Source organism: Pseudomonas sp. CFBP13509 (assembly GCF_005233485.1).
GTDB classification, from domain to species: domain Bacteria; phylum Pseudomonadota; class Gammaproteobacteria; order Pseudomonadales; family Pseudomonadaceae; genus Aquipseudomonas; species Aquipseudomonas marginalis.
Map to the genome: position 1 here is coordinate 91,479 of NZ_QGAA01000009.1, position 25,474 is coordinate 116,952.

A 25,474-nucleotide genomic window follows, 5' to 3' on the forward strand; every position below is an offset into this window, starting at 1 on the left:
AACAATTTCGATCGAGCACTTCGAGGACAACAACAATGATTATTTACGGTGTGGCATTGCTGGCGATCTGCACGCTTGCAGGTGTGATCATGGGCGACATGCTCGGCGTGTTGCTGGGCGTCAAATCCAACGTGGGCGGGGTGGGTATCGCCATGATCCTGCTGATCTGCGCTCGCCTGTGGATGCAAAAACGCGGCGGCATGACCAAGGAGTGCGAGATGGGCGTGGGCTTTTGGGGCGCCATGTATATCCCCGTGGTGGTGGCGATGGCCGCGCAGCAGAACGTCGTAACCGCCCTGCACGGCGGCCCGGTCGCGGTGCTGGCGGCGATTGGTTCGGTGGTGGTCTGTGGTTGCACCATTGCGTTGATCAGCCGTACTCACAAGGGCGAGCCTCTGCCCGCCGAAGAGCCGCTGATCGTGCCTGCGGGAGGTCGCTGATATGTGGGATCTCATCGAAAAAGGCCTGGAACATAACGGCCTGATCACCGCGTTTGCGTTTGTTGGCGTGGTGATGTGGATTTCCGTGGTGCTGTCCAAGCGCCTGACGTTCGGGCGCATCCACGGCTCGGCGATTGCCATCGTCATCGGCCTGGTCCTGGCCTGGGTCGGCGGCACCCTTACCGGCGGGCAAAAAGGCTTGGCCGACCTGGCACTGTTCTCCGGTATTGGCCTGATGGGCGGCGCGATGCTGCGCGACTTCGCCATCGTTGCCACGGCGTTCGAGGTGCAGGCCACCGAGGCGCGCAAGGCCGGGATGATCGGTGTGATTGCGCTGCTGCTGGGCACGATCCTGCCGTTTATCGTCGGCGCCAGCATGGCCTGGGTGTTTGGCTATCGCGACGCGATCAGCATGACCACCATCGGCGCGGGTGCGGTGACCTACATCGTCGGCCCGGTGACCGGTGCGGCGATTGGCGCGACTTCGGATGTGATGGCACTGTCGATTGCGACCGGGTTGATCAAGGCGATCCTGGTGATGGTCGGCACCCCGGTGGCGGCGCGTTGGATGGGCTTGGACAATCCGCGTTCAGCGATGGTGTTCGGTGGCTTGGCCGGCACCGTGAGCGGCGTGACGGCAGGGCTGGCGGCGACGGATCGGCGCTTGGTGCCGTATGGCGCGTTGACGGCGACGTTCCATACCGGGCTTGGGTGTTTGCTGGGGCCTTCGTTGCTGTACTTCATTGTGCGTGGGTTGGTGGGCTGACCTTGAGGGTTGCGGAGTGTCAGGCTGTTCCCTGCCGATTGGCATACATCCGACACTCCGCCAACAACGCGAGTAAATTCGGATCACGCTCCTTGGCCTTCAGGAACACCACCCCGATATGCTGCTGCAACCGATACCTGGGTTGCAGCGGTATCAGCTTCACGCGGTTCTCGTACACCGCCGCGATCCTTCCTGGCAGCAACGCATAACCCACCCCCGAACTGACCATGCTCAGCAGTGTGAAGATGTCATTGACCTGCATCGCCACCTTCGGCTCGAACCCCGCCTGCTTGAATACCCGGTTGCCATCCTGGTGGGTGGCGAAGCCTTGGGTGAGGGTGATGAAGGTGGCGTCGCGCACGTCGGCCAGGTCGATTTCCTGGGCGCGGTCGAAGGGTGAGTCGGCCGGGGTGGCGAGGAAGATGTCGTCGCAGAACAGCTCGATCTGTTCGCAGTCGGGGTCGTTGGCGTGTTCGTCGAGGGAGATGAGGATTGCGTCGACTTCCATATTCTTGAGCTTGTACAGCAGGTCGAAATTGGAGCCGAGGATCAGGTCGATATTGAGTTCGCTGCGCCTGATCTTCAGGCCCATGATCAATTGCGGCACGGTCTTGACCGTCAGCGAATACAGCGAGCCTAGCTTGAAGCGTTCGGCGGAGAAGCCGGCGGCTTCGCGGGTCAGGCGTACGCTGTCGACCACATCGGCGATGAGTTTCTGTGCGCGTTCTTCCAGCACGTAGGCGCTTTCCAGCGGGGTGAGGTTGCGGCCCTCGTGTTTGAACAGCGGGCAGCGCAAGGCATTTTCCAGCGAGTGGATGGCGCGGTGCACGCTGACATTGCTGGTTTGCAGCTCGGCGGCGGCGCGGGCCAGGTTGCCGGTGCGCATGAATGCCAGGAAGATTTCCAGTTTCTTGAGGGTGAATTCTTCGTCGATCAGCATGGCCGTGGGCTCTTGTTCGAATGCGTCCGATTGTGCCCGCAAAACCCGGCGGCGTCCTCGGAACGTCACAAGTCGCTTGCACTCTTATGCGCAAGGCTGGACGCTTGCCAGCCAGTTCCAGCGGCTACAGGAGGTCAGTGACAGATGTATCACGGGGAACGATTCAACGCCTGGAGCCATTTGCTCGGTGCAGTCGCGGCGTGTATTGGCGCCGTGTGGATGTTGGTGGTGGCGAGCCTGGACGGCAGCCCCTGGAAGATCGTCAGCGTGGCGATTTATGGCTTTACGCTGATGGTGCTGTACAGCGCGTCGACCGTGTACCACAGCGTGCAGGGGCGGCGAAAAGAGATCATGCAGAAGGTCGATCACTTTTCGATCTACTTGCTGATCGCCGGCAGCTACACGCCGTTTTGCCTGGTGACGTTGAGAGGCCCGTGGGGCTGGACGCTGTTCGGCATCGTGTGGGGGCTGGCGGTGATCGGCATCCTGCAAGAGATCAAGCCGCGCTCCGAGGCGCGCATCCTGTCCATCGTGATCTACGCGGTGATGGGCTGGATCGTGCTGGTGGCGGTCAAGCCGCTGATCGCCGCGCTGGGCACCGCCGGGTTTATCTGGCTGGCGGCGGGCGGGGTGCTGTACACCGTCGGCATCATCTTCTTTGCCCTGGAGGATCGCCTGCGGCATTCCCATGGGATCTGGCATTTGTTTGTGATCGGCGGCAGCCTGCTGCATTTCGTGGCGATCATGCACTACGTGTTATAGGCGCTCCAGCAGCTCCTGAGCCCGGTTGCCGAGGATCTGTAGCAGGTTGGCCAGCATATGCGGCGGTGGTTCATTGGCACGGGTCAAGGCGTAGAGGGTGATCGGCAGCGGCGGTGTAAGTGTGCGGATGCAGGTGGTCGCCGTCGATGCGCCGAGGGCGGTAAAGGGGTCGATGACCGTCAAGCCGGCGCCGGACTCCACCATCGCCCGTGCCAGGGAATAGGTTTGCACCGAGATCGTCACCCGAGGCGGCGGGTCGACGCTCTCCAGGTAGTTGTCGAGCTTCGCCGCCAGCGGGTCGGCGCTGGACAGGCCAATCAGCGGTGCTCCCGCCAGGTCTGCCAGGGGCAGGGCTTGATGCAGCTCAGCGTCCGGCCAGTAGTTTTTCGACGCCAGGGCCACCAACACACCGTTGGCCAGCACTTGTGTGGTCAACCCGGGATGGCCGGAGAAGCTGAGGGTCAGTGCCAGGTCGATCTCGCGCATCAACAGTTTTTGCACCAGCTCGCGGCTATGGTCGCTGGACAGTTCGCAGGCGATGTCCGGGTAGTCGCGCTTCCATTCCAGAATCGCCGGGGGCAGCAGCGACAGCGCCAATGCCGGGATTGCACCAATCCGCACACTTTGCCCCGGGGCGCGGCGCAGGCTCTTGGCCAGGCGCCGCACGCCTTGCAGGCTCGCGGTGACTTTTTCGACTTCGCTTTCCAGCGCCAGGGCTTCGGGCGTGGGCTGCAATTTGCCGCGTACCCGCAAAAACAGCGGGAAACCCAATTGTAACTCGGCATGTTGCAACACCTTGGTCACCGCCGGTTGGGAGACATGCAGCAACTGCGCGGCGGCGCTGATGGAGCCGGTCTGGCGGATGGCCTGGAAGATTTCGATATGACGCAAGCGCATGGCAGGTCCATAACCTTTGTTTATAGGTGCCCCATCTTTATTCATTGTCGGCGGCCTGTCACCTGCACCTACCCTGGGGCTTTCTTGGATCAAGGGCTGGGGGTGTTGAATGGCCAGGCAGGTTTGCATCATTGGTGGAGGCGTTATCGGCCTGGCGAGTGCCTACGCGTTGGTACGTGCAGGTCATGACGTGACGGTGATCGACGCGCGTGACACCGTGGGCAGCGAAACCAGCTTCGCCAATGGCGGGCAATTGTCCTACCGCTACGTCGCACCGCTGGCGGATGCGGGAGTGCCGCTACAGGCGATTGGCTGGTTGCTGCGCGGTGACTCGCCACTGAAGCTGCGCCCACGCCTGGACCCCCGACAATGGCGCTGGATGGCTGCGTTCATCGGCGCTTGCCGTGGCTCGGTGAACAAGCGCAACGCCGCCCACTTGCTGCGCCTGGCGAGCCTGAGCCAAAACACCTTGCAGCAATGGCGCGTCGACGATCGCCTGGACACGTTCAACTGGCGGCGTAACGGCAAGCTGGTGACCTTTCGCAATGCCGACACCTTTGAGCGTGCGCGCAGCAAGGTCACCGATATCCTGCAACAACAGGTGCTGTCGGCGCTGGATTGTGCGCGGCTGGAGCCGGCGCTGGCGCAGGTGGCGGGTGAGTTTGTCGGTGGTATCTATACGCCCAATGAAGAAGTGGCGGACTGTCATGCCTTCTGCCAACAGCTGGCGGCACGCCTTGAAGCGTCGGGGCGCTGCACCTTTCTGCTGGGGCGCAAGGTCACCAGGATTCGCCATGCCGACGGCGCGGTACAGGCCATCGAGCTGGGCGGCGAAGTGATGCCGGTGGAACACCTGGTGCTGGCGGCCGGTCATCGCGCCGCCGAGTTGGCATTGCCCGGTGTGTCACTGCCACTGTATCCACTCAAGGGCTATAGCCTCAGCGTACCGATTGGCGCACAGCACCAGGCGCCGAATGTGAGCATCACCGACTACGACCGCAAGATGGTCTACGCGCGTATCGGCGAACAGCTGCGGGTGGCGGCCATGGTGGATATCGTCGGCTTTGACGCCAGCCTTGAGCCCAAGCGCCTGGCGCTGATGAAACGCCAGGCGGTCGAGACATTTCCTACCGCTGGCGACTATGCCAATGCCGTGGAATGGGCCGGTATGCGTCCCGCCACCCCGACCGGTGTGCCGCTGATTGGCCCCAGCGTGTATCGCAACCTGTGGCTGAACCTGGGCCACGGCGCCCTCGGCTTTACCCTGGCGTGCGGCAGCGGCCAATTGCTGGCCGAGCTGATCGGCCACCACCTACCTTCCATAGATATGCAGGGCCTGGCGCCCCGCGCCGCGTGAGGATTGACCCATGACCATCAACCGAATCAGCAGCAACGACCGACTGTCCGGCGCCGTCACGTTCAAGGATCTGGTATTCCTTTCGGGCCAGGTGCCCGGCGAAGGCCAGGATGTGGCGACGCAAACCCATGAAGTGCTGGCCAGGATCGATGCGCTGCTGGCCCAGGCCGGCAGTGACAAGGATCATTTGCTCAATGCGACCATTTACTTGAAAGACATCGGCAGCGGTTTCGCGCCGATGAATGAGGTGTGGGCCGCCTGGCTATCGCCCGGGATGGCGCCGACGCGCACTACCCTGCAGGCGGAACTGGCGCGGCCGAGCGTGCTGGTGGAAATCAGCGTGATTGCGGTACGAAAATAACGTCAAAGACCAACGGAGAATAACAATGAAAAAAATCCTGTTGACCGGCTGCACCCTGGGCCTTTTGCTGGGAGTACACGCCCATGCCAACCAGGCGCCGCTGGACGGTACGCTGGGCAAGATCGCCAGTACCCAGTCCATCACCCTGGGTTATCGCGATGCGTCGGTGCCGTTTTCCTACGTGGGGGATCACAGCGGCAAGCCGATGGGCTATTCGGTGGACCTGGCCAGTAAGATCGTCGAGCGTATCCAGCAGAAAACCGGGGTGGCCGACCTTAAGGTGAAGTACAACCTGGTGACCTCTCAAACGCGGATTCCGCTGGTGCAGAACGGCACCGTCGACCTGGAATGCGGCTCCACTGGCGTCACGGCCGAGCGGCAGAAGCAGGTGGCATTTTCCTACGGGTTTATTTACGTGAAAGGCCAGTTGTTGACGGCTAAGGACAGCGGCATCAAGGGCTTCGCCGACCTGGGGGGCAAGAACGTGGTGACTACCGCCGGCACCACCAACGAGCGTTTTCTAAAGAGCTACAACGCCGAGCACAAGAGCAATATGTTCGTGATCAGCGCCAAGGACCACGGCGAGGCGTTCAAGATGCTCGAGACGGGCCGAGCGGCCGCGTTCTATATGGACGATGCATTGCTCTACGGCGAACGTGCCAAGGCCAAGGACCCACACAACTGGGTGGTGGTGGGCGAGGAGCAGTCGCGGGAGATCTACAGCTGCATGGTGCGCAAGGATGATCCGCAGTTTCTCGCGGTGGTCAACGAGACCCTCGGCGACCTGTACCGTTCGGGGGAGATCAACGGGATTTACCAGCGCTGGTTTGAACAGCCGATTCCGCCCAAGGGCTTGAACCTGGAATTCCCGATGACCAGTGAGTTGAAAGCGATCATTGCCAAGCCGATCAGCGATCCGGTGGAGTAAGAAGGGGTAACCCCATCCAAATGTGGGAGGGTTTGCAAAGTGGGTTAGAAGTCACCCCACAGCTGCTGGGCTACCGCCAATGCCACCACCGGCGCAGTCTCGGTGCGCAACACACGCGGGCCGAGGCGGGCGGCGTGGAAGCCGGCGCCTTGGGCCACTTCGACTTCCCCATCCGTCAATCCACCCTCGGGCCCGATCAGGAACGCCAGGCTCGCAGGTTTGGCATGGCTGACCAGCGGCTCGGCCACCGGGTGCAGCACCAGTTTCAGGTCCGCCTCGACCTGCTTCAACCAGTCTGCCAGCAGCAACGGCGGGTGAATCACCGGTACCGTCGAACGCCCGCACTGCTCGCACGCGCTGATCGCCACCTGGCGCCAGTGCAGCAGGCGTTTGTCGGCGCGTTCGTCCTTCAGGCGCACTTCGCAGCGGTCGCTGAAGATCGGCGTGATGGCGTTGACGCCCAGCTCGGTGGCTTTCTGGATCGCCCAGTCCATGCGTTCGCCCCGGGACAGGCCCTGGCCGAGGTGGATGTGCAGCGGCGATTCGGCCTGGCCGGCGAAGCTTTCGGTCAGTTGCACAGTGACGCGTTTTTTCCCGACTTCCAGCAGGCTGCCCAGGAACTCCTGGCCGGAGCCGTCGAACAATTGCACGGCGTCACCTTCGCCCATGCGCAGCACGCGGCTGATGTAGTGCGCCTGGGCTTCGGGCAGTTCGTGATCGCCGAGGCTCAGCGGGGTGTCGGTGAAAAAGCGGGACAGTCTCATTTTGGTTCTCTGGAAAAAGGTGTAGGTGTGCCGGCAATCAACCCGGATCGCGGAAACCAGGGTGGAAATCCTTCGGCACCGCCACGCTGACTTTGCTGTTGGTGGCGATGTCGATGCCTTCGCTGGCGACTTCGGCGAGGAAGTCGATCTGCTCCGGTGTAATCACATAGGGCGGCAGGAAATACACCACGCTGCCCAACGGCCGCAACAACGCGCCGCGTTCCAGGGCGTGTTCGAACACCTTGAGACCACGGCGCTCCTGCCACGGGTAAGCGGTCTTGGTGGCCTTGTCCTGGACCATCTCGATGGCCAGCACCATGCCGGTCTGGCGTACTTCCGAGACATGCGGATGGTCGACCAGGTGCGCCGTTGCGGTGGCCATGCGCCGCGCCAGGGCCTTGTTGTTTTCGATGACGTTGTCTTCTTCGAAAATATCCAGGGTTGCCAGGGCCGCCGCGCACGCCAGTGGGTTGCCGGTGTAGCTGTGGGAGTGCAGGAAGGCGCGCAGGGTCGGGTAGTCGTCGTAGAACGCGTCATAGACGTCATCGGTGGTGACCACGGCGGCCAACGGCAGGTAGCCGCCGGTCAGGGCCTTGGACAAGCACAGGAAGTCCGGGCGGATGCCGGCCTGTTCACAGGCGAACAGGGTCCCGGTGCGTCCGAAACCCACGGCGATTTCATCGTGGATCAGGTGCACGCCATAGCGGTCGCAGGCCTCGCGCAGCAGCTTGAGGTACACCGGGTGGTACATGCGCATGCCGCCGGCGCCCTGGATCAGCGGTTCGACGATCACGGCGGCGACGCTGTCGTGGTGCTCGGCCAGGGTCTGTTCCATGGCCAGGAACATCGTGCGCGAGTGTTCTTCCCAGCTCATGCCCTCGGGGCGCAGGTAACAATCCGGGCTCGGCACCTTGATAGTGTCCAGCAGCAGCGCCTTGTAGGTCTCGGTAAACAGCGGCACGTCGCCCACCGACATCGCGGCGATGGTTTCGCCGTGGTAGCTGTTGGTGAGGGTGACGAAGCGTTTTTTGTCCGGCAGGCCACGGTTGAGCCAATAGTGGAAGCTCATCTTCAGCGCGACTTCGATGCACGACGAACCGTTATCGGCATAGAAGCAGCGGGTCAGGCCCTCGGGGGTCATCTTGACCAGGCGCTCGGACAGCTCGATCACCGGCTGGTGGCTGAAACCGGCGAGGATCACGTGTTCCAGCTGGTCGACCTGGTCCTTGATGCGCTGGTTGATGCGCGGGTTGGCGTGGCCGAACACGTTGACCCACCAGGAGCTGACGGCGTCGAGGTAGCGCTTGCCTTCGAAGTCTTCCAGCCAGACGCCTTCACCGCGTTTGATCGGGATCAGCGGCAGTTGCTGGTGGTCTTTCATCTGGGTGCAGGGATGCCACAGCACCGCGAGGTCGCGTTGCATCCACTGGTTGTTCAAGCCCATCGGTGATCTCCTCGAAGCGGTCCTGCGAGCGGCGCAGGTGAAACAATCGCGCAAGCCTATGCAATGGTGGCCCCGGTCACAAGCCATTGTGGGGAATTCGGAGTAAACGTAGGACGGACTGTCACGTTTCTTAGGAATAGTCCTTAATCCTTGGTTAACTTATTGTGCATACGCTCTAGATCGTATTTCTCGATATTTCAAAGCAAAATTTTCCGCTTTAATTCGATAGGTAAATCGCTAGTCTTGGGCGCAGCTCTTACGGGATTAAGTACATGCAGCTACGTAACTCACCGGCCCGTTATGGCTGGGTCAGTATGGTTTTGCACTGGGGCGTGGCCCTGGTGGTGTTCGGCCTGTTCGCCCTGGGCTTGTGGATGGTGGGCCTGGACTACTACAGCGCCTGGCGCAAGGAAGCACCGGACCTGCACAAGAGCATCGGCATCACGCTGTTCGCCATCATGCTGGTGCGTATTGTCTGGCGCCTGATCAGCCCACCGCCTCCGCCGCTGGCCAGTTACAGTCGCTTGACCCGTATCGGTGCCGCGTTCGGCCACGCGTTCCTTTATCTCGGGCTGTTTGCCGTGATGATCGCCGGTTACCTGATTTCCACCGCAGACGGTGTCGGTATCCCGGTGTTTGGCCTGTTTGAAATTCCTGCCGTGGTTTCCGGTCTACCGGACCAGGCAGACACCGCTGGCGTGGTGCACCTGTACCTCGCCTGGGTGTTGGTAGTCTTCGCCGGCTTGCACGGCGTGGCTGCGTTGAAACACCACTTTATCGATCGTGATGCGACCCTCTCGCGAATGCTGGGGCGCAAAGCCTGATGTTCAACCTCGACTCACAAGGAATAGAAAGCATGTTGAAAAAGACCCTCGCCGCTCTGGCAATCGGTACAGCGCTGCTGTCTGCAGGTCAGGTGATGGCTGCCGACTACAAGATCGACAAGGAAGGCCAGCACGCCTTCATCGACTGGAAAATCAGCCACCTGGGCTACAGCTACATCCACGGTACCTTCAAGGACTGGGATGGTACGTTCAGCTGGGATGCCGCCAAGCCTGAAGCCAGCAAAATCGCGGTCGACGTGAAAACCGCCAGCCTGTGGTCCAACCACGCCGAACGTGACAAGCACATCGCCAGCAAGGACTTCCTGGATGTCGGCAAGTTCGCCGATGCCAAGTTTGTCTCCACTGCGGTTAAATCCACCGGCGAGAAAACCGCTGATGTGACCGGCGACCTGACCTTCCACGGCGTGACCAAGCCTGTGACCTTCAAGGCCACGTTCAACGGTGAAGGCAAGGATCCATGGGGCGGCGAACGTGCCGGCTTCAACGCCAAGACCACGCTGAACCTGAACGACTTCGGCATCAAGGGCCCAGGCCCGACTTCCCAGACTGTCGACCTGGACATCTCGCTGGAAGGCGTCAAGCAGAAGTAATTTCTGTCCGCACACAAAAAACCGGATCTCAGCATCCGGTTTTTTTGTGCCTGCGCTTATTTCCTGTAGTGAGCGAGCTCGCTCATATCAGGGAACGTGTGGGGAGGAGATAAAAAACGCCCCGCATCTTTCGATGCGGGGCATTTTTCAAGGCGCTTTGAAACTCAGCGGTTGCGGGTCAGCAATGCCGGTTTTTCACCACGAGGACGGCCTGGCAGTTGATCCAACTGCTCGGGTGTCGGGAAGCGGTCGGCTTTCGACTCCTTGTGGATGATCTTCGGCGCCGGGCCACCGCGCGGGTTCTGCACGGCGGGCTCGGACAAACGTGGCTGGTCGTCACGGGCCGGGCGGCGGTTGTTGCTGCGCGAATCTTCGCGACGCGCCTGGCCGTCACGCGGTGCACCGTTACGCGGGCCGCTGCGCTTGGCCGGCGGGGTGCCGGTCGTGCCGCCGCTGCTGTTGCGCGGGCCGTTCTGACGTCCGCCCTGGGGCTGGCCACCACGTGGCGCGCCTGTCCCGGCAGCTGCGCCCGGCGCCGGAGCACCTGGACGACGGCCACGGCCTTGGGCCGGTTTGGCCTGGGGCACGTAGTCAACGCGGTTACCGAAGTTATCCACGTCGTCGTCGAGGAATTCGTCCGGGGCGCGGTCGGCTGCGGCACGTGGGGGCTGGCTCGGCTGGCGCTGTTCGCGGGCCGGGGTGCCTTCACGGGGCTTCTGCTCACGGGCCGGGCGTTCGCCACGGCCGTTGGTTGGCGCTTTTTCCTTGCCGCCCTTGTCCTTGCCCTTGTCGCGACGACCACCGCCACCACCGCCGCCGTTCGGGCCATCGCCCTTCGGACCGCGTGGGTTGCGTGGGTTACGCACGTCCGGACGTTCGCGCACTTCAGGCTTTTCGGCCTCAACGGCGCTGGCATCGAAGCCCATCAGGTCGCCATCGGCGATTTTCTGCTTGGTCATGCGTTCGATGCTTTTCAGCAGTTTCTCTTCGTCCGGGGCAACCAGGGAAATGGCTTCACCCGAACGCCCGGCACGGCCGGTACGGCCGATACGGTGCACGTAGTCCTCGTCGACGTTTGGCAGCTCGAAGTTGACCACGTGTGGCAACTGGTCGATGTCCAGGCCGCGGGCGGCGATATCGGTGGCGACCAGGATGCGCACTTCACCGGCCTTGAAGTCGGCCAGGGCCTTGGTGCGGGCGTTCTGGCTCTTGTTGCCGTGGATGGCGACGGCGGTGAGGCCGTGCTTGTCCAGGTACTCGGCCAGGCGGTTGGCGCCGTGTTTGGTGCGGGTGAACACCAGCACCTGTTCCCAGGCGCCGGCGGTGATCAGGTGCGCCAGCAATGAACGCTTGTGGCTGGCGGCCAGGCGGAATACGCGTTGCTCGATACGCTCGACCGTGGTGTTCGGCGGCGTGACTTCGATGCGTTCCGGGTTGTGCAGCAGCTTGCCGGCCAGGGCGGTGATGTCGTTGGAGAACGTTGCCGAGAACAGCAGGTTCTGACGTTTGGCCGGCAGGCGGGCGAGGACCTTCTTCACGTCATGGACAAAGCCCATGTCGAGCATGCGGTCGGCTTCGTCCAGCACGAGGATTTCCACGTGGGACAAATCAACGCTGCCTTGGCCGCACAGGTCGAGCAAACGACCGGGGCACGCCACCAGCACGTCAACACCACGGGACATGGCCTGAACCTGTGGGTTCATGCCGACGCCGCCGAAGATGCAGGCGCTGACGAACTTCAGGTCGCGGGCATACAGCTTGAAGCTGTCGTGCACCTGGGCGGCGAGTTCGCGGGTAGGGGTCAGGACCAGTACGCGCGGTTGGCGCGGGCCGTGACGCTGGGATTTGTCCGGATGACCGTTGGGGAACAACCGCTCCAGAATCGGGAGGGCGAAGCCGCCGGTTTTACCCGTACCTGTCTGAGCCGCAACCATCAGGTCGCGACCTTGCAACACGGCGGGAATAGCCCGCTGTTGCACCGGAGTAGGCTCGGTATAGCCCGCTGCCTCGATGGCGCGGACTAAAGCCTCGGAGAGACCGAGGGAAGCAAAGGACATGAGTAATCCTGTTTTAGTTAGGGCTTGGCCCAGAGGGATAATCTTGCCGGGCGCGAATGGCGCTTAGGGGAGCGCAATCCCGTCCGGTCCTGCTGCGTCTGGCGGGCACTCCACCGGCTCGCGCGGGCTGAAAGCTGCGCAGTAGCGGGGTTGGGTGCCTTTTTCAGGACCTCAGCGGCCGGGCGTAAGCCTGGCGGAAAGGCCGGAGTATAACAGAGCAATCACTGTGCGCCGCTTTCCTGCTGCTCAACGGTGTGTCCGGACGCTGTTTTGGCTTGGGTTCCACCATATTTGGCGCTTAAGACGGCGTAGGCCGGCTCCTGTTTGAAACGCTTGAGTTCGGCGGCAAAGCGTTGCACCAGCAGGTCCATGCCCGCGCCACGGCGTACGGCGAGGTACTGCTGCTGGCGGCTGACCACGACGGGGGCCTGGCTGACCTTGCCTTCCAGGCCCAGGGCCTTGATCACATGCTGGCCGACCCGGCGGTCGGTGATCAGCAGGTCGATGCGTCCCAACAGCAATTTACCGAAGTTGGCCTCGTGGCTGGGGGCCGGCTCGCGGCTGAACCGGGTGGAGTCGCTGAATGGCGCGCCGTACAGATAGCCTGGCGACGTGCCGACAGTGAGGCCGTCCAGCTCGTCGAGGCCTTGGACCGGGTGAGGGCGTTCGTTGGCGTAGAACATCACGAATTCCACTTCCGACAACGGTTCGCTGGGGTACAGCAGCAGGGCGTCGCGGTCGTGGCTGTGGAAAATATCCAGTGCGCCATCGGCATGGCCCTGATCGAGCATGGCCAGGCAGCGCTTCCAGGGCAGGAACTGCCATTGCACATCGACCCCCAGGCGCTGGAACACGATCACCGTGGTTTCGTAGTCCAGCCCGCGCATGGCGCCGTGTTCCTCATACACGTAAGGCGCCCAGGGCTCGGTGACAATGCGCAATTTCTCGCCATAAGCGGCCAGGCTCAAGCAAGTAAAAAGCGCAACGGTCAACAGCTTCAGAATGACGGGCATGCCCCGAGGTTACGACGCCCGTGCGCTAAAGAGAAGCGCTGGCACACCCATCTGCGGGCGACGCTATTTTGTCGGTGAGGTCATCAGGTGTTCATAGATGGCTGCACGTCGCTCGCCCAGAATCAGGCGCACCACTGGGTTGGCGAACCAATGTTCGAGCTGGTGCGCATCGACCGGGCTTTTTTGCCGCTCTTCCTGATTCTGCAGGGCCTTTTCCCACCAAATCGGGCCACAGGCCTGGTCGAATTCATTTTCGTGCTCGTAGCAGCCGTAGAGGATTTCGCGGATGAACTGCTGCTTGCGTTTGGGCAAGGCCAGGGTGATCAGCTTGTACATCAAGCGTTGCAGTCGGGGCGGGCGGGGCAGGTGGGCAGACACATTGCGGGTGTCGGCCAGGGCTTTGGCGCAGATAGGGTCTGCGGCGTGCTTGGTGACCCACGCCTTGACCTTGGCCCGGAACAACTGCTTGCGGCTCCAGTAGTGGTGGATCAGGTCGGGGCACTGGCGCACATTGAGCGTACGGTAAGCGGCCACCGACAGGCAGAACTCTTCCAGGGTGTAGGCACCGTGGGCCATCGGGAACAGCTCGTCCATCAACTCGATCGAGCGATCAAGGATGTGCGCATCTTGCCGGGTCAGGCCCATGACGCCGGAGTTGAGCAGCCACATGTCGTCGTCGGCCAGGCCTTTGTCTGCAAGGTGCCTGGCCAGGGTTTCATACAGCACGCTTTCGCGGTTGTCGCCGTACTTGGCGTGGAAGGCATTGCACAGCACGGTGTCGGGCGCGACACGTTCGAACAGCGCCATGGGCGAGTCGTGAAAAAAGGTGTCGGTGTCGATCAACAGCGCCCGTTCCGCTGTTTCCAGCACCTGGCGCAACAGCACGTGCTTGGTGCGGAAATGGTAGCCGTGGGGCTCGCTCCAGCGTTTGCGCGTGGCGTCGTCCAGGGTGTGAACCTGTACCGGCAAGCCGCGATAGGGGGCCGGATTGTCGCTGAACACCTGGATGTCCAATGGCATGTCCTGGGGGCCGCCCAGGTGGGCCAGGGCACTGGCGATGCTGAATACGGCTTCCTGATGATAGGTCTCGGCGCCGAATACCAGGTACACCAGTTGCGGGCGGGGAGTCGGGGACGCTGTATTCATGTACTGCAGGCTTCCTTTCCAGGGGGTATGTAGACGAAAAAAGCCCCCGTGATAACGAGGGCTGGGTACAGCGATTAAACCGGCCTAGCGTGGCAGTTTAAGGTTGTTCCAGATCGCGAGGCTTGGTTCAGCCTGGTTCAGGGTATAGAAGTGCAGGCCTGGCGCGCCACCTTGCAACAATTCTTCACACATATTGCTGATCACCTGTTCGCCGAACGCCTGGATGCTCTTGACGTCGTCGCCATAGGCTTCCAGTTGCTTGCGCACCCAACGTGGGATTTCAGCACCGCAGGCGTCGGAGAAGCGCGCCAGCTTGCTGTAGTTGGTGATCGGCATGATGCCCGGCACGATCGGGATGTTCACGCCCATGGCGCGTACACGCTCGACGAAGTAGAAGTAGCTGTCGGCGTTGAAGAAGTACTGGGTGATCGCGCTGTCGGCGCCGGCGTTGGCCTTGCGCACGAAATTCTGCAGATCGTCTTCGAAATTGCGCGCCTGGGGGTGCATCTCCGGGTAGGCGGCCACTTCGATATGGAAGTGATCGCCGCTTTCTTCGCGAATGAAGCTCACCAGGTCATTGGCGTAGCGCAGCTCACCGCTGGCCATGCCCATGCCGGACGGCAAGTCGCCACGCAGGGCAACGATGCGCTTGATGCCGGCGGCCTTGTATTGGGTCAGCAGGCCGCGCAGGTCGGCCTTGCTGTCGCCCACGCAGGACAAATGCGGAGCGGCGGGAATTTTGACTTCGCTTTCAAGCTGCAACACGGTGTTGATCGTACGATCACGCGTCGAACCGCCGGCGCCGTAGGTGCAGGAGAAGAAGTCGGGGTTGTAGCTGGCCAACTGCTTGGCAGTCGCCATCAGTTTTTCATGCCCAGCATCGGTCTTGGTGGGGAAGAACTCGAAGCTGTAGCGACGGTCTTGGGACATGGTCATACCCTTTGAAACTCAGAAGCCGACTGTGCAACCCATCTGCACTGTAGGAGCGAGCTTGCTCGCGAAGAACGTCAACGATAACGCGTAGAAACAGGATGTACGCGGTGTCCTTGAGTTTTTCGCGAGCAAGCTCGCTCCCACAGGTAGAGCAGGTTGGGCTGATTACTTAGTAGCGGTAAGCGTGCGGCTTGAACGGACCTTCGACGGTCACGCCGATGTAGTCGGCCTGGGTCTTGGTCAGCTGAGTTACCACGCCACCGAAGCCGCGGACCATTTCCAGGGCCACTTCTTCGTCGAGTTTCTTCGGCAGTACTTCCACGGTCAGGCGCTCGGCTTTCTGGGCTGGCGACAGGTCGGCGTATTTCTGGCCGAACAGGAAGATCTGGGCCAGTACCTGGTTGGCGAACGAGCCGTCCATGATGCGGCTTGGGTGGCCGGTGGCGTTGCCCAGGTTAACCAGGCGGCCTTCGGCCAGCAGGATCAGGTAGTCGTCGTTCTGTGGGTCGAAAGCGCCAGCGCCGGTACGGTGAACCTTGTGTACCTGCGGCTTCACTTCTTCCCACGCCCAGTTCTTGCGCATGAAAGCGGTGTCGATCTCGTTGTCGAAGTGACCGATGTTGCACACCACGGCGCGCTTCTTCAGGGCCTTGAGCATGTTGGCATCGCAGACGTTGACGTTACCGGTGGTGGTCACGATCAGGTCGATCTTGCCCAGCAGGGCCTTGTCGATGCTGGCTTCGGTGCCGTCATTGACGCCATCGATGAACGGCGAAACCACTTCGAAACCGTCCATGCAGGCTTGCATGGCGCAGATCGGGTCGACTTCGGAGACTTTGACGATCATGCCTTCCTGGCGCAGGGATTGGGAAGAACCCTTGCCCACGTCGCCGTAGCCGATCACCAGGGCTTGCTTGCCCGACAGCAGGTGGTCGGTGCCGCGCTTGATGGCATCGTTCAGGCTGTGACGGCAGCCGTACTTGTTGTCGTTCTTGCTCTTGGTCACCGAGTCGTTGACGTTGATGGCCGGGATTTTCAGCTCGCCCTTGGCCAGCATGTCCAGCAGGCGGTGCACGCCGGTGGTGGTTTCTTCGGTCACGCCGTGGACGCGGTCGAGGATCTGTGGGTACTTCTTGTGCAGCAGCTCGGTCAGGTCGCCGCCGTCGTCGAGGATCATGTTGGCATCCCAAGGCGCGCCATCTTTAAGGATGGTTTGCTCCAGGCACCACTCGTACTCTTCTTCGGTCTCGCCTTTCCAGGCGAATACCGGGATACCGGCAGCGGCGATGGCGGCAGCGGCCTGGTCTTGCGTCGAGAAGATGTTGCAGGACGACCAACGCACTTCGGCACCCAGGGCAACCAGGGTTTCGATCAGCACGGCAGTCTGGATGGTCATGTGGATGCAGCCGAGGATCTTCGCGCCTTTGAGCGGTTGCTCGGCGGCGTACTTGCGACGCAGGCCCATCAAGGCTGGCATTTCGGATTCGGCGATAAAGGTTTCGCGACGGCCCCAGGCGGCGAGGGACATGTCGGCGACTTTGTAGTCGTTGAAATCTGCAGGCGTAATTACAGCGCTCATGAAGAGCCTCCATTCGTAGTGTGCGAATGGGCGCCGTTGTGCGTTTAGTATCAGGCCAGGGCAACCAGGCCGGACAACGCCCCATCCGAGCCTGACAGGTTGAACCTGCTGCAGCGCCCCTCGGACAGGTGGCGGGAGAAACGGTATCAACTGAAGATGACCGTTTTGAAGCGGGGCGATTATAGCCGTGTACGCGGCACTTCCCAAGCCTTTCTGTCGGCCATATGAAGATCGCACATGGGGTTGATAGGCAATGGCGCATAGAGCTTGGGGGCAGGCTCTGCCATGATGTTGCCCATCATTCGGCAAGACGCTTTGGAGTGACCATGAACTTCCACACCCGCAAATGGGTAAAACCCGAAGACCTCAACCCCAACGGCACCCTGTTCGGCGGCAGCCTGCTGCGCTGGATCGACGAAGAAGCGGCCATCTATGCCATCGTCCAACTGGGCAACCAGCGCGTGGTGACCAAGTACATCTCCGAAATCAACTTTGTCAGCGCCTCGCGCCAGGGCGACATCATCGAACTCGGGATCACTGCTACCGAGTTTGGCCGCACCTCCATCACCCTGACCTGTGAAGTGCGCAACAAGATCACCCGCAAAAGCATCCTCACCGTGGAAAAAATGGTCTTCGTCAACCTTGGCGAGGACGGTTTGCCCGCACCTCATGGGCGCACCGAGATCAAGTACGTCAAGGACCAGTTCCAGGAAGATGGCATCCGCGAGTAAACCTGCGCCGGGCCAGTGAACGCTCTTGATCAACCATAGGTCGTACCTGAACATCGCCCCCCGTTCAGGTACCACCATGGCCACGCAAGAAGACGGCAAGACCCCGAACCTGTCCCAGGAAGAGCAGCAGGACGTCGACAAGAACCAGCCGCCCCGCGCGGCGGTGCTGCATGAAATTATCCGCACCCAGGGCGATCAGGAGTTGGAGCGCAGCGTCGCCGCCTTGTGGTGGTCGGCATTGGCAGCCGGCCTGACCATGGGCCTGTCATTGATGGCCATGGGGCTGCTCAATTCACGCCTTCCGGACGGAGAGGCCTTCAAGGTGATCGCCAGCTTCGGCTACTGCGCAGGCTTTCTCGCGGTGATCCTGGCGCGCCAGCAACTGTTCACCGAAAACACCCTGACCGCCGTGCTGCCGGTGATGAGCAAGCCAACCCTGGCAAATGCCGGGCGCCTGTTGCGGCTGTGGTCGGTGGTGCTGGTGGGCAACCTCTGCGGCACGCTGTTGGTGGCGTATGTGATGCTGCATCTGCCGATCTTCGACACCAAGACCGACCTGGCCTTCCTCGAAATCGGGCGCAAGATCATGGAAAACGACGCCAGCCAGATGTTCGCCAAGGGCATCGTCTCGGGCTGGATGATCGCCACCATGGTGTGGATGATCCCGTCGATGGAAAGCGCCAAGATGTGGATCATCATTCTGATCACCTACCTGATGGCCCTGGGGGATTTCACCCATATCGTGGTGGGTTCGGCGGAAGTGTCGTACCTGGTGTTTGCCGGCGAGTTGCCGTGGAAGGATTTCTGGCTGGTGTTTGCCGGCCCCACACTGGCCGGCAATATCATCGGTGGCAGCTTTATCTTTGCGTTGATCAGTCATGCGCAGATTCGCAGCGAAAGCAAGGCACCTTCTGCTACTCACTCCGGCGCACGGGAGCAGCTTTCCCAGAGTAAGAAAAAGGCCTGATCTCGCCCCGCAAAGACTCAAACGGGTTCTTTGCGAGGCACCTGGACCAGGACTTTCAGACTTTGAGCGACGCGCTGGCAGACTCGGTGGCAATTGTGCGGTCAGGTGCATTCAGCCGCCCCTCCCACCGGGCAATAACCAATGGCGCCAGCGCGTTGCCCAGCACATTCAATGCTGTGACCGGCATATCCATCAGGCGATACACGCCTGCAATGATCGCCACTCCTTCCACGGGCAGACCCGCGGCGGTCAAGGTCGCGGTAAGGATGATAAACATGAAGCCCGGTACGCCCGCCGCGCCCTTTGATGTCAACACCATGATCAATACCAGCATTCCCTGATCAGCCAGGCTCAAGTCAATGCCATACGCCTGGGCGATGAACAACGTGCCCAACGCAGCAAAAAGCGAAGCGCCATCCAGGTTGAACGAGTAGCCCAGCGGGATAACCATGCTGGTAATAGGGCGCGGGGCGCCGTAGCGCTCCATTTTTTCGATCAATTGAGGCATGACTGTTGCTGACGCAGCGCTGCTATAGGCCAGCAATAATTCACTGCGTATCTCCCGCACCAAGTGGAAAAAGCCGACCCCCGCCAATCGTGCAACTGCTCCCAATACGCACAATGCAAATAACAGCACTGCGACATAAGTCGTGCCGATCAGTTTGGCCAGCGGCAGCAAGGCACTGAGGCCAAAGCTGGCGACGGTGACTGCGATCAGCCCGAAAATGCCGATTGGTGAGTAATGCATGACCAGATGGGTGACTTTGAACATGGTGTCGGAGATGGCCTGCATCACACCGATCAGGGGGGCCTTGCGCTGCTCGGGCAGCATAGACAAGGCGCAGCCGAACAGGATGGCGAAAAACAGCACGGAGAGCAGCTTGCCCTGCGACATGGCCAAGACGATGTTATCCGGCACAATCGCCAATAGCGTTTGCCCCAGATTCTGCGTTTTGCCGTAGGCGGCCAGTTCTGTTACTGGCGTCTGCAACGTACTGCCAAATTCGGCACCTGAGCCGGGCTCGACGACGTTTCCAACGATCAGACCAAAGACGATTGCAACACTGGTGATCGTGAAGAAGTAAACGAAGGTCTTCACGCCGACGCGTCCCAAGGCGGCAGGATTTCCCATGCCGGCAATGCCGACTGTCATGCAAGCGAAGACCAGAGGCACGACGATCATCTTCATCAGCTTGATAAACAAGTCGCCTGCCGGTTGCAGCAGATTGTCGATGAACCAGATCTTGTGTTCGGGAAACTGGTTGAGAAGGATGCCGACGATTATCCCGGCGGCCAGACCGATCATGATACGGGTGACAAGGCTGGATGGTTTTTTGGTGGTCATGTGGGTGCCCCTTATTGTTGTAGATATCAGGGATTTATTGAGCGAACAGCCCGGCGAAGTCCTTGAACCCTTTCACCTCGATGGGGTTGCCGCTGGGGTCAAGGAAAAACATCGTGCGTTGCTCGCCTGGCTCGCCAGCGAAGCGGATCACGGGCGGAATCTCGAAACATGTGCCCAGGTGGGCAAGCCGTTCGGCAAGCGTCAACCATTCCTCAAGCGGTAACACCACGCCGAGATGCGGCATCAGGACTTGATGCTCACCGACCAGCCCGGTACGCGTGGTGGGAAACGGCGTCCCCAGGTGCAGTGAAAGCTGGTTCCCGAAAAAATCGAAGTCGATCCAGGTCTCGCTGCTACGGCCTTCCGTGCAGCCCAAAACATCTCGATAAAAAATGCGCGCCTGATTTAGGTCGTAAACATGATATGCAGCGTGGAAAGGTCTGTTCATGGGAGGGATCTCTGTGTGGGAGAGCCCTCAAATTAAACAGGCCGTGTACCCGGGTAAAACGGGTTCGCCTTGGTCTGAGCGAAAGGAAAACTTATGGATGTTCGATTCCTGAGAAGTCTGGTCGCCGTCATTGAAGCCGGCTCCATTGCAGCGGCCGCGCGACGTGAAAACCGTACCGCAGCGGCGATCAGCCAGCGGGTCAAGACGCTTGAGCGGACGCTGGGGTGCACGCTGCTTATGCGCACTGCGCATGCCGCGTGGCCCTCGGACCAATGCCTATTGTTGTTACCAAAAATTCAAGCAGTCATTGAGCAGGCGCGCGAGTTGCAGGAGGACCTGAGCCAGGATGGCTTGTCGGGAGAGATCAAGATCGGTGCCATTTCGACGGCATTGACCGGCGTCTTGCCGGGGGCGATAGAGCGACTGGCGTTGTCGGCACCTGGGCTGAGGCTGAAGATCACACCGGGAGACTCCAGAAGCCTCTATGAGAGATTGCTGGCCCAGGAGCTGGACGCGGCGATTCTTGTCAGGCCACCCTTTCAGCCACCCAAGGCTTTGGCGACGACCTTGTTGCGGGCTGAACCTCTGATTCTGATTGCCCCCGCTGAGTGGGGCACGCAAACGTTAGAAGCATTGCTGCGCGAGCGATCATTCATTCGCTACGACGCTCGCTCGTGGGGTGGGCAGATTGCCCAGCGTTTCCTCGATGAACAGTCCTTTGATCCGCAGGTGTTGTGTGAGCTGGATGCCTTGGAAACCATCGTCATGTTGGTCGCCCAAGGCATGGGTGTATCACTGGTACCGCAGTGGGCAGGGATGTCTCGCAATGGCCTGTGTGTCTTGCCGGTCGACGACGCGCCGCGCTATGCGCGGGATCTGGTCGTCATGCATAGCTCGACGCCGCGCCGCCCACTGGCGATGCGGCACTTGCTTGAACACCTGTGCAATTGCAGTGCACCCGTAGGCAAACGTGTGGTGTAGCGAGGTAAATCCTCACCGCTTCACTGAGGCTCGGCTACGCGCTTTACGACTCGGCCAATGGTCAAGCCCTGCACCAGGATCGACGACAGCACCACGATGTAGGTGATGCTCAGCAGCAGATCGCGCTCCGGGCCCAGCGGCAGGGCCAGCGCTAGAGCCACCGAGACCCCGCCGCGCAGGCCGCCCCAGGTCAGGATACGGATGGTGCCGCGCGGCACCGTACGCCAGCGGCGCAGCAACAGGATCGCCGGCGCCACGGTCAGCAGGCGCGACAGCAGGATCGCCACCGCCAGCAAACCGGCCGCGAACACGTGCAGCCAGTTGAACGGCAACAGCAGCAGCTCCATGCCGATCAGCGCAAACAGCAGCGCGTTGAGCATGTCGTCCAACAATTCCCAGAAGCCGTCCAGGTAGCGCCGGGTCATGTCGTTCATCGCCAGCTTGCGTCCCAGGTTGCCGATGATCAGCCCGGCCACCACCATCGCGATCGGTGCGGAGACGTGCAGTTCGGTGGCCATCGCCGAGCCGCCGATGACCAGGGCGAGGGTCAGCATCACTTCGATCTGGTGCTGTTCGATGCTCTTGATCATCAGGTACACCAGATAGCCGATCAGCCCGCCGAAGACCACGCCGCCAATTGCCTCATGGGCGAACAGCAAGGCCGTGGCGCCCACGGTAGGCGTCTCGCCCAACTGCGCGATGCCCAGCAATACGGTAAACACCACCACCGCCGTGCCGTCGTTGAACAGGCTCTCGCCCACAATCGTGGTCTTCAGCGGTTTCGACGCATTGGCGGTTCGCAGCACGCCCAGTACCGCAATGGGGTCGGTGGGCGAGATCAGTGCGCCGAACAACAGGCAGTACAGGAAGCTCACGTGCCAGCCAAACAGGGCGAAGATGTAATACGCCAGGCTGCCGATCACCACGGTGGCGATCAACACACCGAAGGTTGCCAGCAGGCCGATGGGCCAGCGGTAGCTGCGCAGGTCGTTCAAGTTGACGTGCAAGGCGCCGGCGAACAGCAGGAACGACAGCATCCAGTTCATCAGCAGGTCGCCGAAGTCGATCTGGCCGATCAATTGCTGGATGCGCTCCTCAAGGCCTGGGTAGCCGAGCAGGCTCAGGCCTTGCAGGATCAGGGAGAACAGCAGGGCCGTGACCATCACGCCGATGGTGGGCGGCAGGCCGATAAAGCGGAAGTTCACATAGGTGAGCAGGGTAGTGAGGCAAATGAAGGCGGCGACAAGTTCAAGCATCCGGGGTCCTTGGAAGGTGGGGGGTTGTTAGTGGGGGATGGACCGCAGTGGCGGCGTGAGGTTGCAAGGTCTTGGGTGAAAGTGCGGTAGAACCTTTCGGTAGCGCGCGGCTCATAGCGGTTAGGTGCGATATTGAGTTTTTAGTGCTAGAACTCTAATCGCTGCATAAAACGACAAAAGGACTGAGTGATGACGGCTGCTTTCTGGTGTGTGTTGATCGCGATTTTTCTGCCTTACCTGTGCACGGGCGTGGCCAAGTTCAGTGGCGGCAAGTTCGGGCCGCGGCAGAACCACGACCCGCGTGCTTTCCTGGATACCCTTGAAGGGTTTGCCAAGCGCGCCCATAGTGCGCAGCTCAACAGCTTTGAAGTGACGCCCGCGTTTGCCGCCGCGGTGATTATCGCCCACCTGGCCGGCACGGCCGAACTGGTGACCATCAATGTGCTGGCCGTGCTGTTTATCACCAGCCGCCTGCTCTACATCATTTGCTACCTCGCCGACTGGGCGATACTGCGCTCGCTGGTGTGGGCGGTGGGCATGGTGTTGATTGCGAGCTTCTTCTTCGTGTCGATCTGAACCGGTTTCTGTAGGAGCGAGCTTGCTCGCGAAGAACGAACAGACGACGCGGGCTGCCAGAAAGCGCTGCGTTATCGTTGACGTTTTTCGCGAGCAAGCTCGCTCCTACGGTGTGTTTTCGGCGAGTGTCAGGTTCCGGTGGGTACATCCGGCACCTGCGGCAACGCCGCGCCCTTGGGCCATAGCATCCAGATCTGCCCTTGCTGCTTCATATTTCCCGCCAGCTCTCCGGCAGCGTCACCCGTGCCCCAGAACAAATCCGCGCGCACTTCTCCGGTGATTGCACCGCCGGTGTCCTGCGCGGCGACGGGGCGTGCCAATGGCGAGCCGTCGGGCTTGGTAGTCGACAGCCACAACAGGCTGCCCAACGGAATCACCTTGCGATCCACTGCTACGCTGTAGCCAGCGGTCAACGGCACATTCAGCGAACCGCGCGGGCCTTCATTACTGTCGGGGCGAGCGCTGAAGAAGACGTAGCTGGGGTTGCTCGCCAGCAGTTCCGGGATGCGCTCCGGGTGCGCCTTGGCCCAAGCGCTGATGGCGCCCATGGTCACGTCTTCTTTCTTCAACTCGCCTTGCTCCACCAGCCAACGGCCGATAGGGCGATAGGGGTAGCCGTTCTGGTCGCCGTAACCGACGCGCAGCTGGCGCCCGTCCTTGAGTTGAATGCGCCCCGAGCCCTGGATCTGCAGGAATTGCAGGTCCATCGGGTTGGTCAGCCAGGCAATCGGCTTGGCGGTGGAGCCTTGACCGTTGATGGCGCTGGCATCGTCATAGGGTTTGAGCACGCGGCCTTCGAGGCGGCCGCGCAGGCGCTTGCCCTTGAGCTCCGGGTAGATGCTTTCCAGATTGACGATGATCAGGTCATCCGGCACGCCATACACGGGTACGTGAGCGGCGGCGGTCTTGGTCAGGCTGCCGGGGTAGACCGGTTCGTAGTAGCCGGTGATCAAGCCGTTGGGGGTGTTGTCAGCCGAACGCAGGCCGAACACATCCAGGCGCTCCTTGAGAAAACCGCGCACCGCCACGGCATCGGCTGGCACGGGACCCGCTGCTGCGCAGGTGGCCCCCCATATAGGGTCGGCCTTGAGGCGTTGGCAGGCGCTGCGCCAGGATTCGAAGCCGGCCAGCAGGTCGCTGTCGGACACGGCGGGCAACGCCTCCCAGGGAGCGCTTACATAGGTGGCGACGGCGTGGGGCTTGGCAGCTTCTTCTTTAGCCGTGTCTTTACCGCTGTCCTTGCCCGCGTCACAGCCTGCCAGCAGTGCAATCATCGGCAGAGCCCATGCCAGGCGGCGGCTCCAGTGTTTCAATGTGAGATTCATACAAACGGTTCCTGAAGCGATTGCCCGCGCCGTAGCGCCTGTGGGCAACCCTTATTATTAATAGGGCTATTGGTCTTTACGGGCAGGGCGAGGATACTGGCCGCCGTTTCCCGTGACCTGAGCCACCATGACTTTTAAAAAAATTACGCTTGTGCTGTTGGCCTGCCTGGCACTGTCCGCCTGCGGCGGCGTCGATCCGAATTCGCCCCTGGGCCAGCGCAAGGCGATCTTCAAGCAAATGCTCAAGACCGCTGAAGACCTGGGCGGCATGTTGCGCGGGCGCATTGCCTTCGATGGCGCGAAATTCGCCGAAGGCGCGGTCAAGCTCGATGCGCTGTCCCATGAACCGTGGAAACATTTTCCGAGCGTACGCGAAGAGGATCACACCAGCGCCAAGGACGACGTGTGGCAAAAACAGGCGCAGTTCCAGCAACTGGCCCGCGATCTGGAAGCGGCCACCGGTGAGTTGGTGAGCGCCAGCCAGGTGCAGCCCTACAAGGCCAGCAACCTTACGCCTGCCGTACAGAAAGTCGAAGATGCCTGCAGTGCCTGCCATAAACAATTTCGCGACCACTGACCGGTTTTACTGGTCGAGTTCTTCCACGGCGTCCTGCAGTTCCTTGCGTGACTCGGCGAGCTTGTCCTTGCGCTTGTTGATCTTGTCCGCGTCGCCTTTTTTCATCGCCTTGTCGAGGTCGGCCTGACGGCGGCTGACGTCGTGCTTGGCGTCGAGTACCTTGTTTTCGCGCTCCTTCCTCAAGGCGGCATCCGTGCAGTTGGCGGTGACTTCGCTCAGGGCTTTTTCCAGGCCGGCTTGCTGGTCGCTGTTGCCGTGGGCCTTGGCTTGTTCGATCTGGGTGCTGATGGCCTGGCGCTTGGCGGCGCAGCCGGTGAGTGGGGTGGCTTCTTCGGCGGCCAGCAGTGGCGTAGTCATGAAGCTTGCGACGGTCAGCAGGGCAAAAGGGGCGAGGAATTTCATGTGGAGCTCCGGGGTCGCAAATAGCAGGGTGAATTCTGCTGTGA

General features: G+C 61.2%; 27 protein-coding genes and 1 riboswitch. Of the genes, 13 read left to right on the forward strand and 14 right to left on the reverse strand.

From position 1 onward, the window contains the following. Positions 1-35: 35 nt before the first annotated feature. Positions 36-440, forward strand: coding sequence for a malonate transporter subunit MadL (gene madL, locus PspCFBP13509_RS16605; protein WP_027606068.1), 405 nt, complete (start codon positions 36-38; stop codon positions 438-440). A gap of 1 nt (position 441) precedes the next feature. After that, positions 442-1,206: a malonate transporter subunit MadM gene (gene madM / locus PspCFBP13509_RS16610; protein WP_027606067.1), complete on the forward strand. Its 765-nt coding sequence runs from the start codon at positions 442-444 to the stop codon at positions 1,204-1,206. 19 nt (positions 1,207-1,225) lie between these two features. Here the strand turns inward: madM and PspCFBP13509_RS16615 are convergent, their stop codons facing one another. Next, positions 1,226-2,146, reverse strand: a complete 921-nt coding sequence (locus PspCFBP13509_RS16615; RefSeq protein WP_065923829.1) for a LysR family transcriptional regulator — start codon at positions 2,144-2,146, stop codon at positions 1,226-1,228. Between the two features lie 144 nt (positions 2,147-2,290). On the opposite strand from PspCFBP13509_RS16615, the gene trhA reads away from it, so the two are divergent. Next, complete coding sequence (trhA, locus tag PspCFBP13509_RS16620; RefSeq protein WP_027606065.1) at positions 2,291-2,908, forward strand: PAQR family membrane homeostasis protein TrhA; 618 nt, start codon at positions 2,291-2,293, stop codon at positions 2,906-2,908. On the opposite strand, the gene PspCFBP13509_RS16625 is transcribed toward trhA, so the two are convergent. Next, positions 2,903-3,805 (reverse strand): LysR family transcriptional regulator, encoded by a 903-nt coding sequence (locus PspCFBP13509_RS16625; protein ID WP_065947840.1) that lies wholly within the window; start codon positions 3,803-3,805, stop codon positions 2,903-2,905. The two genes, trhA and PspCFBP13509_RS16625, sit on opposite strands and share 6 nt — an antisense overlap. Positions 3,806-3,914: 109 nt before the next feature. Here PspCFBP13509_RS16625 and PspCFBP13509_RS16630 point away from each other — a divergent pair, with 109 nt between their 5' ends. The 3 genes from PspCFBP13509_RS16630 to PspCFBP13509_RS16640 are packed head-to-tail and all read left to right on the forward strand — an operon-like array spanning position 3,915 to position 6,451. Continuing rightward, positions 3,915-5,162 carry a D-amino acid dehydrogenase gene (locus PspCFBP13509_RS16630; protein WP_137212366.1) on the forward strand — a complete coding sequence of 416 codons (1,248 nt, stop codon included), beginning with the start codon at positions 3,915-3,917 and terminating at the stop codon, positions 5,160-5,162. Between the two features lie 10 nt (positions 5,163-5,172). Continuing rightward, entirely contained in the window at positions 5,173-5,523 is a 351-nt protein-coding gene (locus PspCFBP13509_RS16635) for a RidA family protein (protein WP_137212367.1), read from the forward strand. Positions 5,524-5,548: 25 nt separating this feature from the next. Further along, complete coding sequence (locus tag PspCFBP13509_RS16640) at positions 5,549-6,451, forward strand: transporter substrate-binding domain-containing protein (RefSeq protein ID WP_137212368.1); 903 nt, start codon at positions 5,549-5,551, stop codon at positions 6,449-6,451. A gap of 44 nt (positions 6,452-6,495) precedes the next feature. On the opposite strand, the gene PspCFBP13509_RS16645 is transcribed toward PspCFBP13509_RS16640, so the two are convergent. Both PspCFBP13509_RS16645 and PspCFBP13509_RS16650 read right to left on the reverse strand, forming a co-directional pair. Then, the gene (locus PspCFBP13509_RS16645; RefSeq protein ID WP_065923824.1) at positions 6,496-7,215 is read right to left on the reverse strand and encodes a 16S rRNA (uracil(1498)-N(3))-methyltransferase; all 720 of its coding nucleotides are present in this window, start codon (positions 7,213-7,215) and stop codon (positions 6,496-6,498) included. A gap of 37 nt (positions 7,216-7,252) precedes the next feature. After that, a complete protein-coding gene (locus PspCFBP13509_RS16650) occupies positions 7,253-8,659 on the reverse strand; it encodes an adenosylmethionine--8-amino-7-oxononanoate transaminase (protein ID WP_074847808.1) in 1,407 nt (468 codons plus the stop codon). A gap of 272 nt (positions 8,660-8,931) precedes the next feature. Here PspCFBP13509_RS16650 and PspCFBP13509_RS16655 point away from each other — a divergent pair, with 272 nt between their 5' ends. Both PspCFBP13509_RS16655 and PspCFBP13509_RS16660 read left to right on the forward strand, forming a co-directional pair. Further along, the gene (locus PspCFBP13509_RS16655) at positions 8,932-9,483 is read left to right on the forward strand and encodes a cytochrome b (protein WP_065923822.1); all 552 of its coding nucleotides are present in this window, start codon (positions 8,932-8,934) and stop codon (positions 9,481-9,483) included. A gap of 32 nt (positions 9,484-9,515) precedes the next feature. Then, the gene (locus PspCFBP13509_RS16660; protein WP_027606057.1) at positions 9,516-10,094 is read left to right on the forward strand and encodes a YceI family protein; all 579 of its coding nucleotides are present in this window, start codon (positions 9,516-9,518) and stop codon (positions 10,092-10,094) included. A 164-nt stretch (positions 10,095-10,258) separates the two neighbouring features. On the opposite strand, the gene PspCFBP13509_RS16665 is transcribed toward PspCFBP13509_RS16660, so the two are convergent. From PspCFBP13509_RS16665 to ahcY, 5 genes are all read right to left on the reverse strand, one after another. After that, on the reverse strand, positions 10,259-12,151 hold the full coding sequence (locus PspCFBP13509_RS16665) for a DEAD/DEAH box helicase (RefSeq protein WP_137212369.1): 1,893 nt from the start codon (positions 12,149-12,151) through the stop codon (positions 10,259-10,261). A gap of 221 nt (positions 12,152-12,372) precedes the next feature. Next, positions 12,373-13,164 (reverse strand): substrate-binding periplasmic protein, encoded by a 792-nt coding sequence (locus PspCFBP13509_RS16670; protein WP_137212370.1) that lies wholly within the window; start codon positions 13,162-13,164, stop codon positions 12,373-12,375. 63 nt (positions 13,165-13,227) lie between these two features. After that, on the reverse strand, positions 13,228-14,310 hold the full coding sequence (locus PspCFBP13509_RS16675; protein WP_065947515.1) for a hypothetical protein: 1,083 nt from the start codon (positions 14,308-14,310) through the stop codon (positions 13,228-13,230). Positions 14,311-14,394: 84 nt separating this feature from the next. Next, positions 14,395-15,240: a methylenetetrahydrofolate reductase [NAD(P)H] gene (gene metF / locus PspCFBP13509_RS16680; RefSeq protein WP_137212371.1), complete on the reverse strand. Its 846-nt coding sequence runs from the start codon at positions 15,238-15,240 to the stop codon at positions 14,395-14,397. 172 nt (positions 15,241-15,412) lie between these two features. Continuing rightward, positions 15,413-16,822, reverse strand: a complete 1,410-nt coding sequence (ahcY, locus tag PspCFBP13509_RS16685; RefSeq protein ID WP_053128057.1) for an adenosylhomocysteinase — start codon at positions 16,820-16,822, stop codon at positions 15,413-15,415. Between the two features lie 21 nt (positions 16,823-16,843). Next, a riboswitch (S-adenosyl-L-homocysteine riboswitch) is annotated at positions 16,844-16,950 on the reverse strand. A 198-nt stretch (positions 16,951-17,148) separates the two neighbouring features. Here ahcY and PspCFBP13509_RS16690 point away from each other — a divergent pair. Then, on the forward strand, positions 17,149-17,553 hold the full coding sequence (locus tag PspCFBP13509_RS16690; RefSeq protein WP_065925501.1) for an acyl-CoA thioesterase: 405 nt from the start codon (positions 17,149-17,151) through the stop codon (positions 17,551-17,553). Positions 17,554-17,629: 76 nt separating this feature from the next. After that, complete coding sequence (locus tag PspCFBP13509_RS16695; protein ID WP_065925500.1) at positions 17,630-18,520, forward strand: formate/nitrite transporter family protein; 891 nt, start codon at positions 17,630-17,632, stop codon at positions 18,518-18,520. Positions 18,521-18,575: 55 nt separating this feature from the next. On the opposite strand, the gene PspCFBP13509_RS16700 is transcribed toward PspCFBP13509_RS16695, so the two are convergent. Then, on the reverse strand, positions 18,576-19,865 hold the full coding sequence (locus PspCFBP13509_RS16700) for a cation:dicarboxylate symporter family transporter (RefSeq protein ID WP_235865614.1): 1,290 nt from the start codon (positions 19,863-19,865) through the stop codon (positions 18,576-18,578). Positions 19,866-19,899: 34 nt separating this feature from the next. After that, the gene (locus PspCFBP13509_RS16705) at positions 19,900-20,313 is read right to left on the reverse strand and encodes a VOC family protein (protein WP_137212372.1); all 414 of its coding nucleotides are present in this window, start codon (positions 20,311-20,313) and stop codon (positions 19,900-19,902) included. A 93-nt stretch (positions 20,314-20,406) separates the two neighbouring features. Here PspCFBP13509_RS16705 and PspCFBP13509_RS16710 point away from each other — a divergent pair, with 93 nt between their 5' ends. Beyond that, on the forward strand, positions 20,407-21,294 hold the full coding sequence (locus PspCFBP13509_RS16710) for a LysR family transcriptional regulator (protein ID WP_137212373.1): 888 nt from the start codon (positions 20,407-20,409) through the stop codon (positions 21,292-21,294). Between the two features lie 20 nt (positions 21,295-21,314). Here PspCFBP13509_RS16710 and PspCFBP13509_RS16715 read toward each other — a convergent pair whose 3' ends face one another. After that, a complete protein-coding gene (locus tag PspCFBP13509_RS16715) occupies positions 21,315-22,550 on the reverse strand; it encodes a cation:proton antiporter (protein WP_065925497.1) in 1,236 nt (411 codons plus the stop codon). 189 nt (positions 22,551-22,739) lie between these two features. Here PspCFBP13509_RS16715 and PspCFBP13509_RS16720 point away from each other — a divergent pair, with 189 nt between their 5' ends. Further along, positions 22,740-23,126 (forward strand): MAPEG family protein, encoded by a 387-nt coding sequence (locus tag PspCFBP13509_RS16720; RefSeq protein ID WP_065925496.1) that lies wholly within the window; start codon positions 22,740-22,742, stop codon positions 23,124-23,126. 128 nt (positions 23,127-23,254) lie between these two features. On the opposite strand, the gene mltA is transcribed toward PspCFBP13509_RS16720, so the two are convergent. Then, positions 23,255-24,451: a murein transglycosylase A gene (gene mltA, locus PspCFBP13509_RS16725; RefSeq protein WP_065925495.1), complete on the reverse strand. Its 1,197-nt coding sequence runs from the start codon at positions 24,449-24,451 to the stop codon at positions 23,255-23,257. A 127-nt stretch (positions 24,452-24,578) separates the two neighbouring features. Between mltA and PspCFBP13509_RS16730 the strand changes: the two genes are divergently transcribed. Further along, the gene (locus PspCFBP13509_RS16730) at positions 24,579-25,028 is read left to right on the forward strand and encodes a c-type cytochrome (protein WP_074847801.1); all 450 of its coding nucleotides are present in this window, start codon (positions 24,579-24,581) and stop codon (positions 25,026-25,028) included. Positions 25,029-25,034: 6 nt separating this feature from the next. On the opposite strand, the gene PspCFBP13509_RS16735 is transcribed toward PspCFBP13509_RS16730, so the two are convergent. Next, positions 25,035-25,430 carry a DUF1090 domain-containing protein gene (locus PspCFBP13509_RS16735; protein ID WP_065947512.1) on the reverse strand — a complete coding sequence of 132 codons (396 nt, stop codon included), beginning with the start codon at positions 25,428-25,430 and terminating at the stop codon, positions 25,035-25,037. Between the last annotated feature and the right edge of the window lie 44 nt (positions 25,431-25,474).

Excerpts from the sequence above, each read along its gene's own strand:
- madL (WP_027606068.1), top strand. The coding sequence starts at position 36 with ATGATTATTTACGGTGTGGCATTGCTGGCGATCTGCACGCTTGCAGGT.
- madM (WP_027606067.1), top strand. The coding sequence starts at position 442 with ATGTGGGATCTCATCGAAAAAGGCCTGGAACATAACGGCCTGATCACC.
- PspCFBP13509_RS16615 (WP_065923829.1), bottom strand. The coding sequence starts at position 2,146 with ATGCTGATCGACGAAGAATTCACCCTCAAGAAACTGGAAATCTTCCTG.
- trhA (WP_027606065.1), top strand. The coding sequence starts at position 2,291 with ATGTATCACGGGGAACGATTCAACGCCTGGAGCCATTTGCTCGGTGCA.
- PspCFBP13509_RS16625 (WP_065947840.1), bottom strand. The coding sequence starts at position 3,805 with ATGCGCTTGCGTCATATCGAAATCTTCCAGGCCATCCGCCAGACCGGC.
- PspCFBP13509_RS16630 (WP_137212366.1), top strand. The coding sequence starts at position 3,915 with ATGGCCAGGCAGGTTTGCATCATTGGTGGAGGCGTTATCGGCCTGGCG.
- PspCFBP13509_RS16635 (WP_137212367.1), top strand. The coding sequence starts at position 5,173 with ATGACCATCAACCGAATCAGCAGCAACGACCGACTGTCCGGCGCCGTC.
- PspCFBP13509_RS16640 (WP_137212368.1), top strand. The coding sequence starts at position 5,549 with ATGAAAAAAATCCTGTTGACCGGCTGCACCCTGGGCCTTTTGCTGGGA.
- PspCFBP13509_RS16645 (WP_065923824.1), bottom strand. The coding sequence starts at position 7,215 with ATGAGACTGTCCCGCTTTTTCACCGACACCCCGCTGAGCCTCGGCGAT.
- PspCFBP13509_RS16650 (WP_074847808.1), bottom strand. The coding sequence starts at position 8,659 with ATGGGCTTGAACAACCAGTGGATGCAACGCGACCTCGCGGTGCTGTGG.
- PspCFBP13509_RS16655 (WP_065923822.1), top strand. The coding sequence starts at position 8,932 with ATGCAGCTACGTAACTCACCGGCCCGTTATGGCTGGGTCAGTATGGTT.
- PspCFBP13509_RS16660 (WP_027606057.1), top strand. The coding sequence starts at position 9,516 with ATGTTGAAAAAGACCCTCGCCGCTCTGGCAATCGGTACAGCGCTGCTG.
- PspCFBP13509_RS16665 (WP_137212369.1), bottom strand. The coding sequence starts at position 12,151 with ATGTCCTTTGCTTCCCTCGGTCTCTCCGAGGCTTTAGTCCGCGCCATC.
- PspCFBP13509_RS16670 (WP_137212370.1), bottom strand. The coding sequence starts at position 13,164 with ATGCCCGTCATTCTGAAGCTGTTGACCGTTGCGCTTTTTACTTGCTTG.
- PspCFBP13509_RS16675 (WP_065947515.1), bottom strand. The coding sequence starts at position 14,310 with ATGAATACAGCGTCCCCGACTCCCCGCCCGCAACTGGTGTACCTGGTA.
- metF (WP_137212371.1), bottom strand. The coding sequence starts at position 15,240 with ATGTCCCAAGACCGTCGCTACAGCTTCGAGTTCTTCCCCACCAAGACC.
- ahcY (WP_053128057.1), bottom strand. The coding sequence starts at position 16,822 with ATGAGCGCTGTAATTACGCCTGCAGATTTCAACGACTACAAAGTCGCC.
- PspCFBP13509_RS16690 (WP_065925501.1), top strand. The coding sequence starts at position 17,149 with ATGAACTTCCACACCCGCAAATGGGTAAAACCCGAAGACCTCAACCCC.
- PspCFBP13509_RS16695 (WP_065925500.1), top strand. The coding sequence starts at position 17,630 with ATGGCCACGCAAGAAGACGGCAAGACCCCGAACCTGTCCCAGGAAGAG.
- PspCFBP13509_RS16700 (WP_235865614.1), bottom strand. The coding sequence starts at position 19,865 with ATGACCACCAAAAAACCATCCAGCCTTGTCACCCGTATCATGATCGGT.
- PspCFBP13509_RS16705 (WP_137212372.1), bottom strand. The coding sequence starts at position 20,313 with ATGAACAGACCTTTCCACGCTGCATATCATGTTTACGACCTAAATCAG.
- PspCFBP13509_RS16710 (WP_137212373.1), top strand. The coding sequence starts at position 20,407 with ATGGATGTTCGATTCCTGAGAAGTCTGGTCGCCGTCATTGAAGCCGGC.
- PspCFBP13509_RS16715 (WP_065925497.1), bottom strand. The coding sequence starts at position 22,550 with ATGCTTGAACTTGTCGCCGCCTTCATTTGCCTCACTACCCTGCTCACC.
- PspCFBP13509_RS16720 (WP_065925496.1), top strand. The coding sequence starts at position 22,740 with ATGACGGCTGCTTTCTGGTGTGTGTTGATCGCGATTTTTCTGCCTTAC.
- mltA (WP_065925495.1), bottom strand. The coding sequence starts at position 24,451 with ATGAATCTCACATTGAAACACTGGAGCCGCCGCCTGGCATGGGCTCTG.
- PspCFBP13509_RS16730 (WP_074847801.1), top strand. The coding sequence starts at position 24,579 with ATGACTTTTAAAAAAATTACGCTTGTGCTGTTGGCCTGCCTGGCACTG.
- PspCFBP13509_RS16735 (WP_065947512.1), bottom strand. The coding sequence starts at position 25,430 with ATGAAATTCCTCGCCCCTTTTGCCCTGCTGACCGTCGCAAGCTTCATG.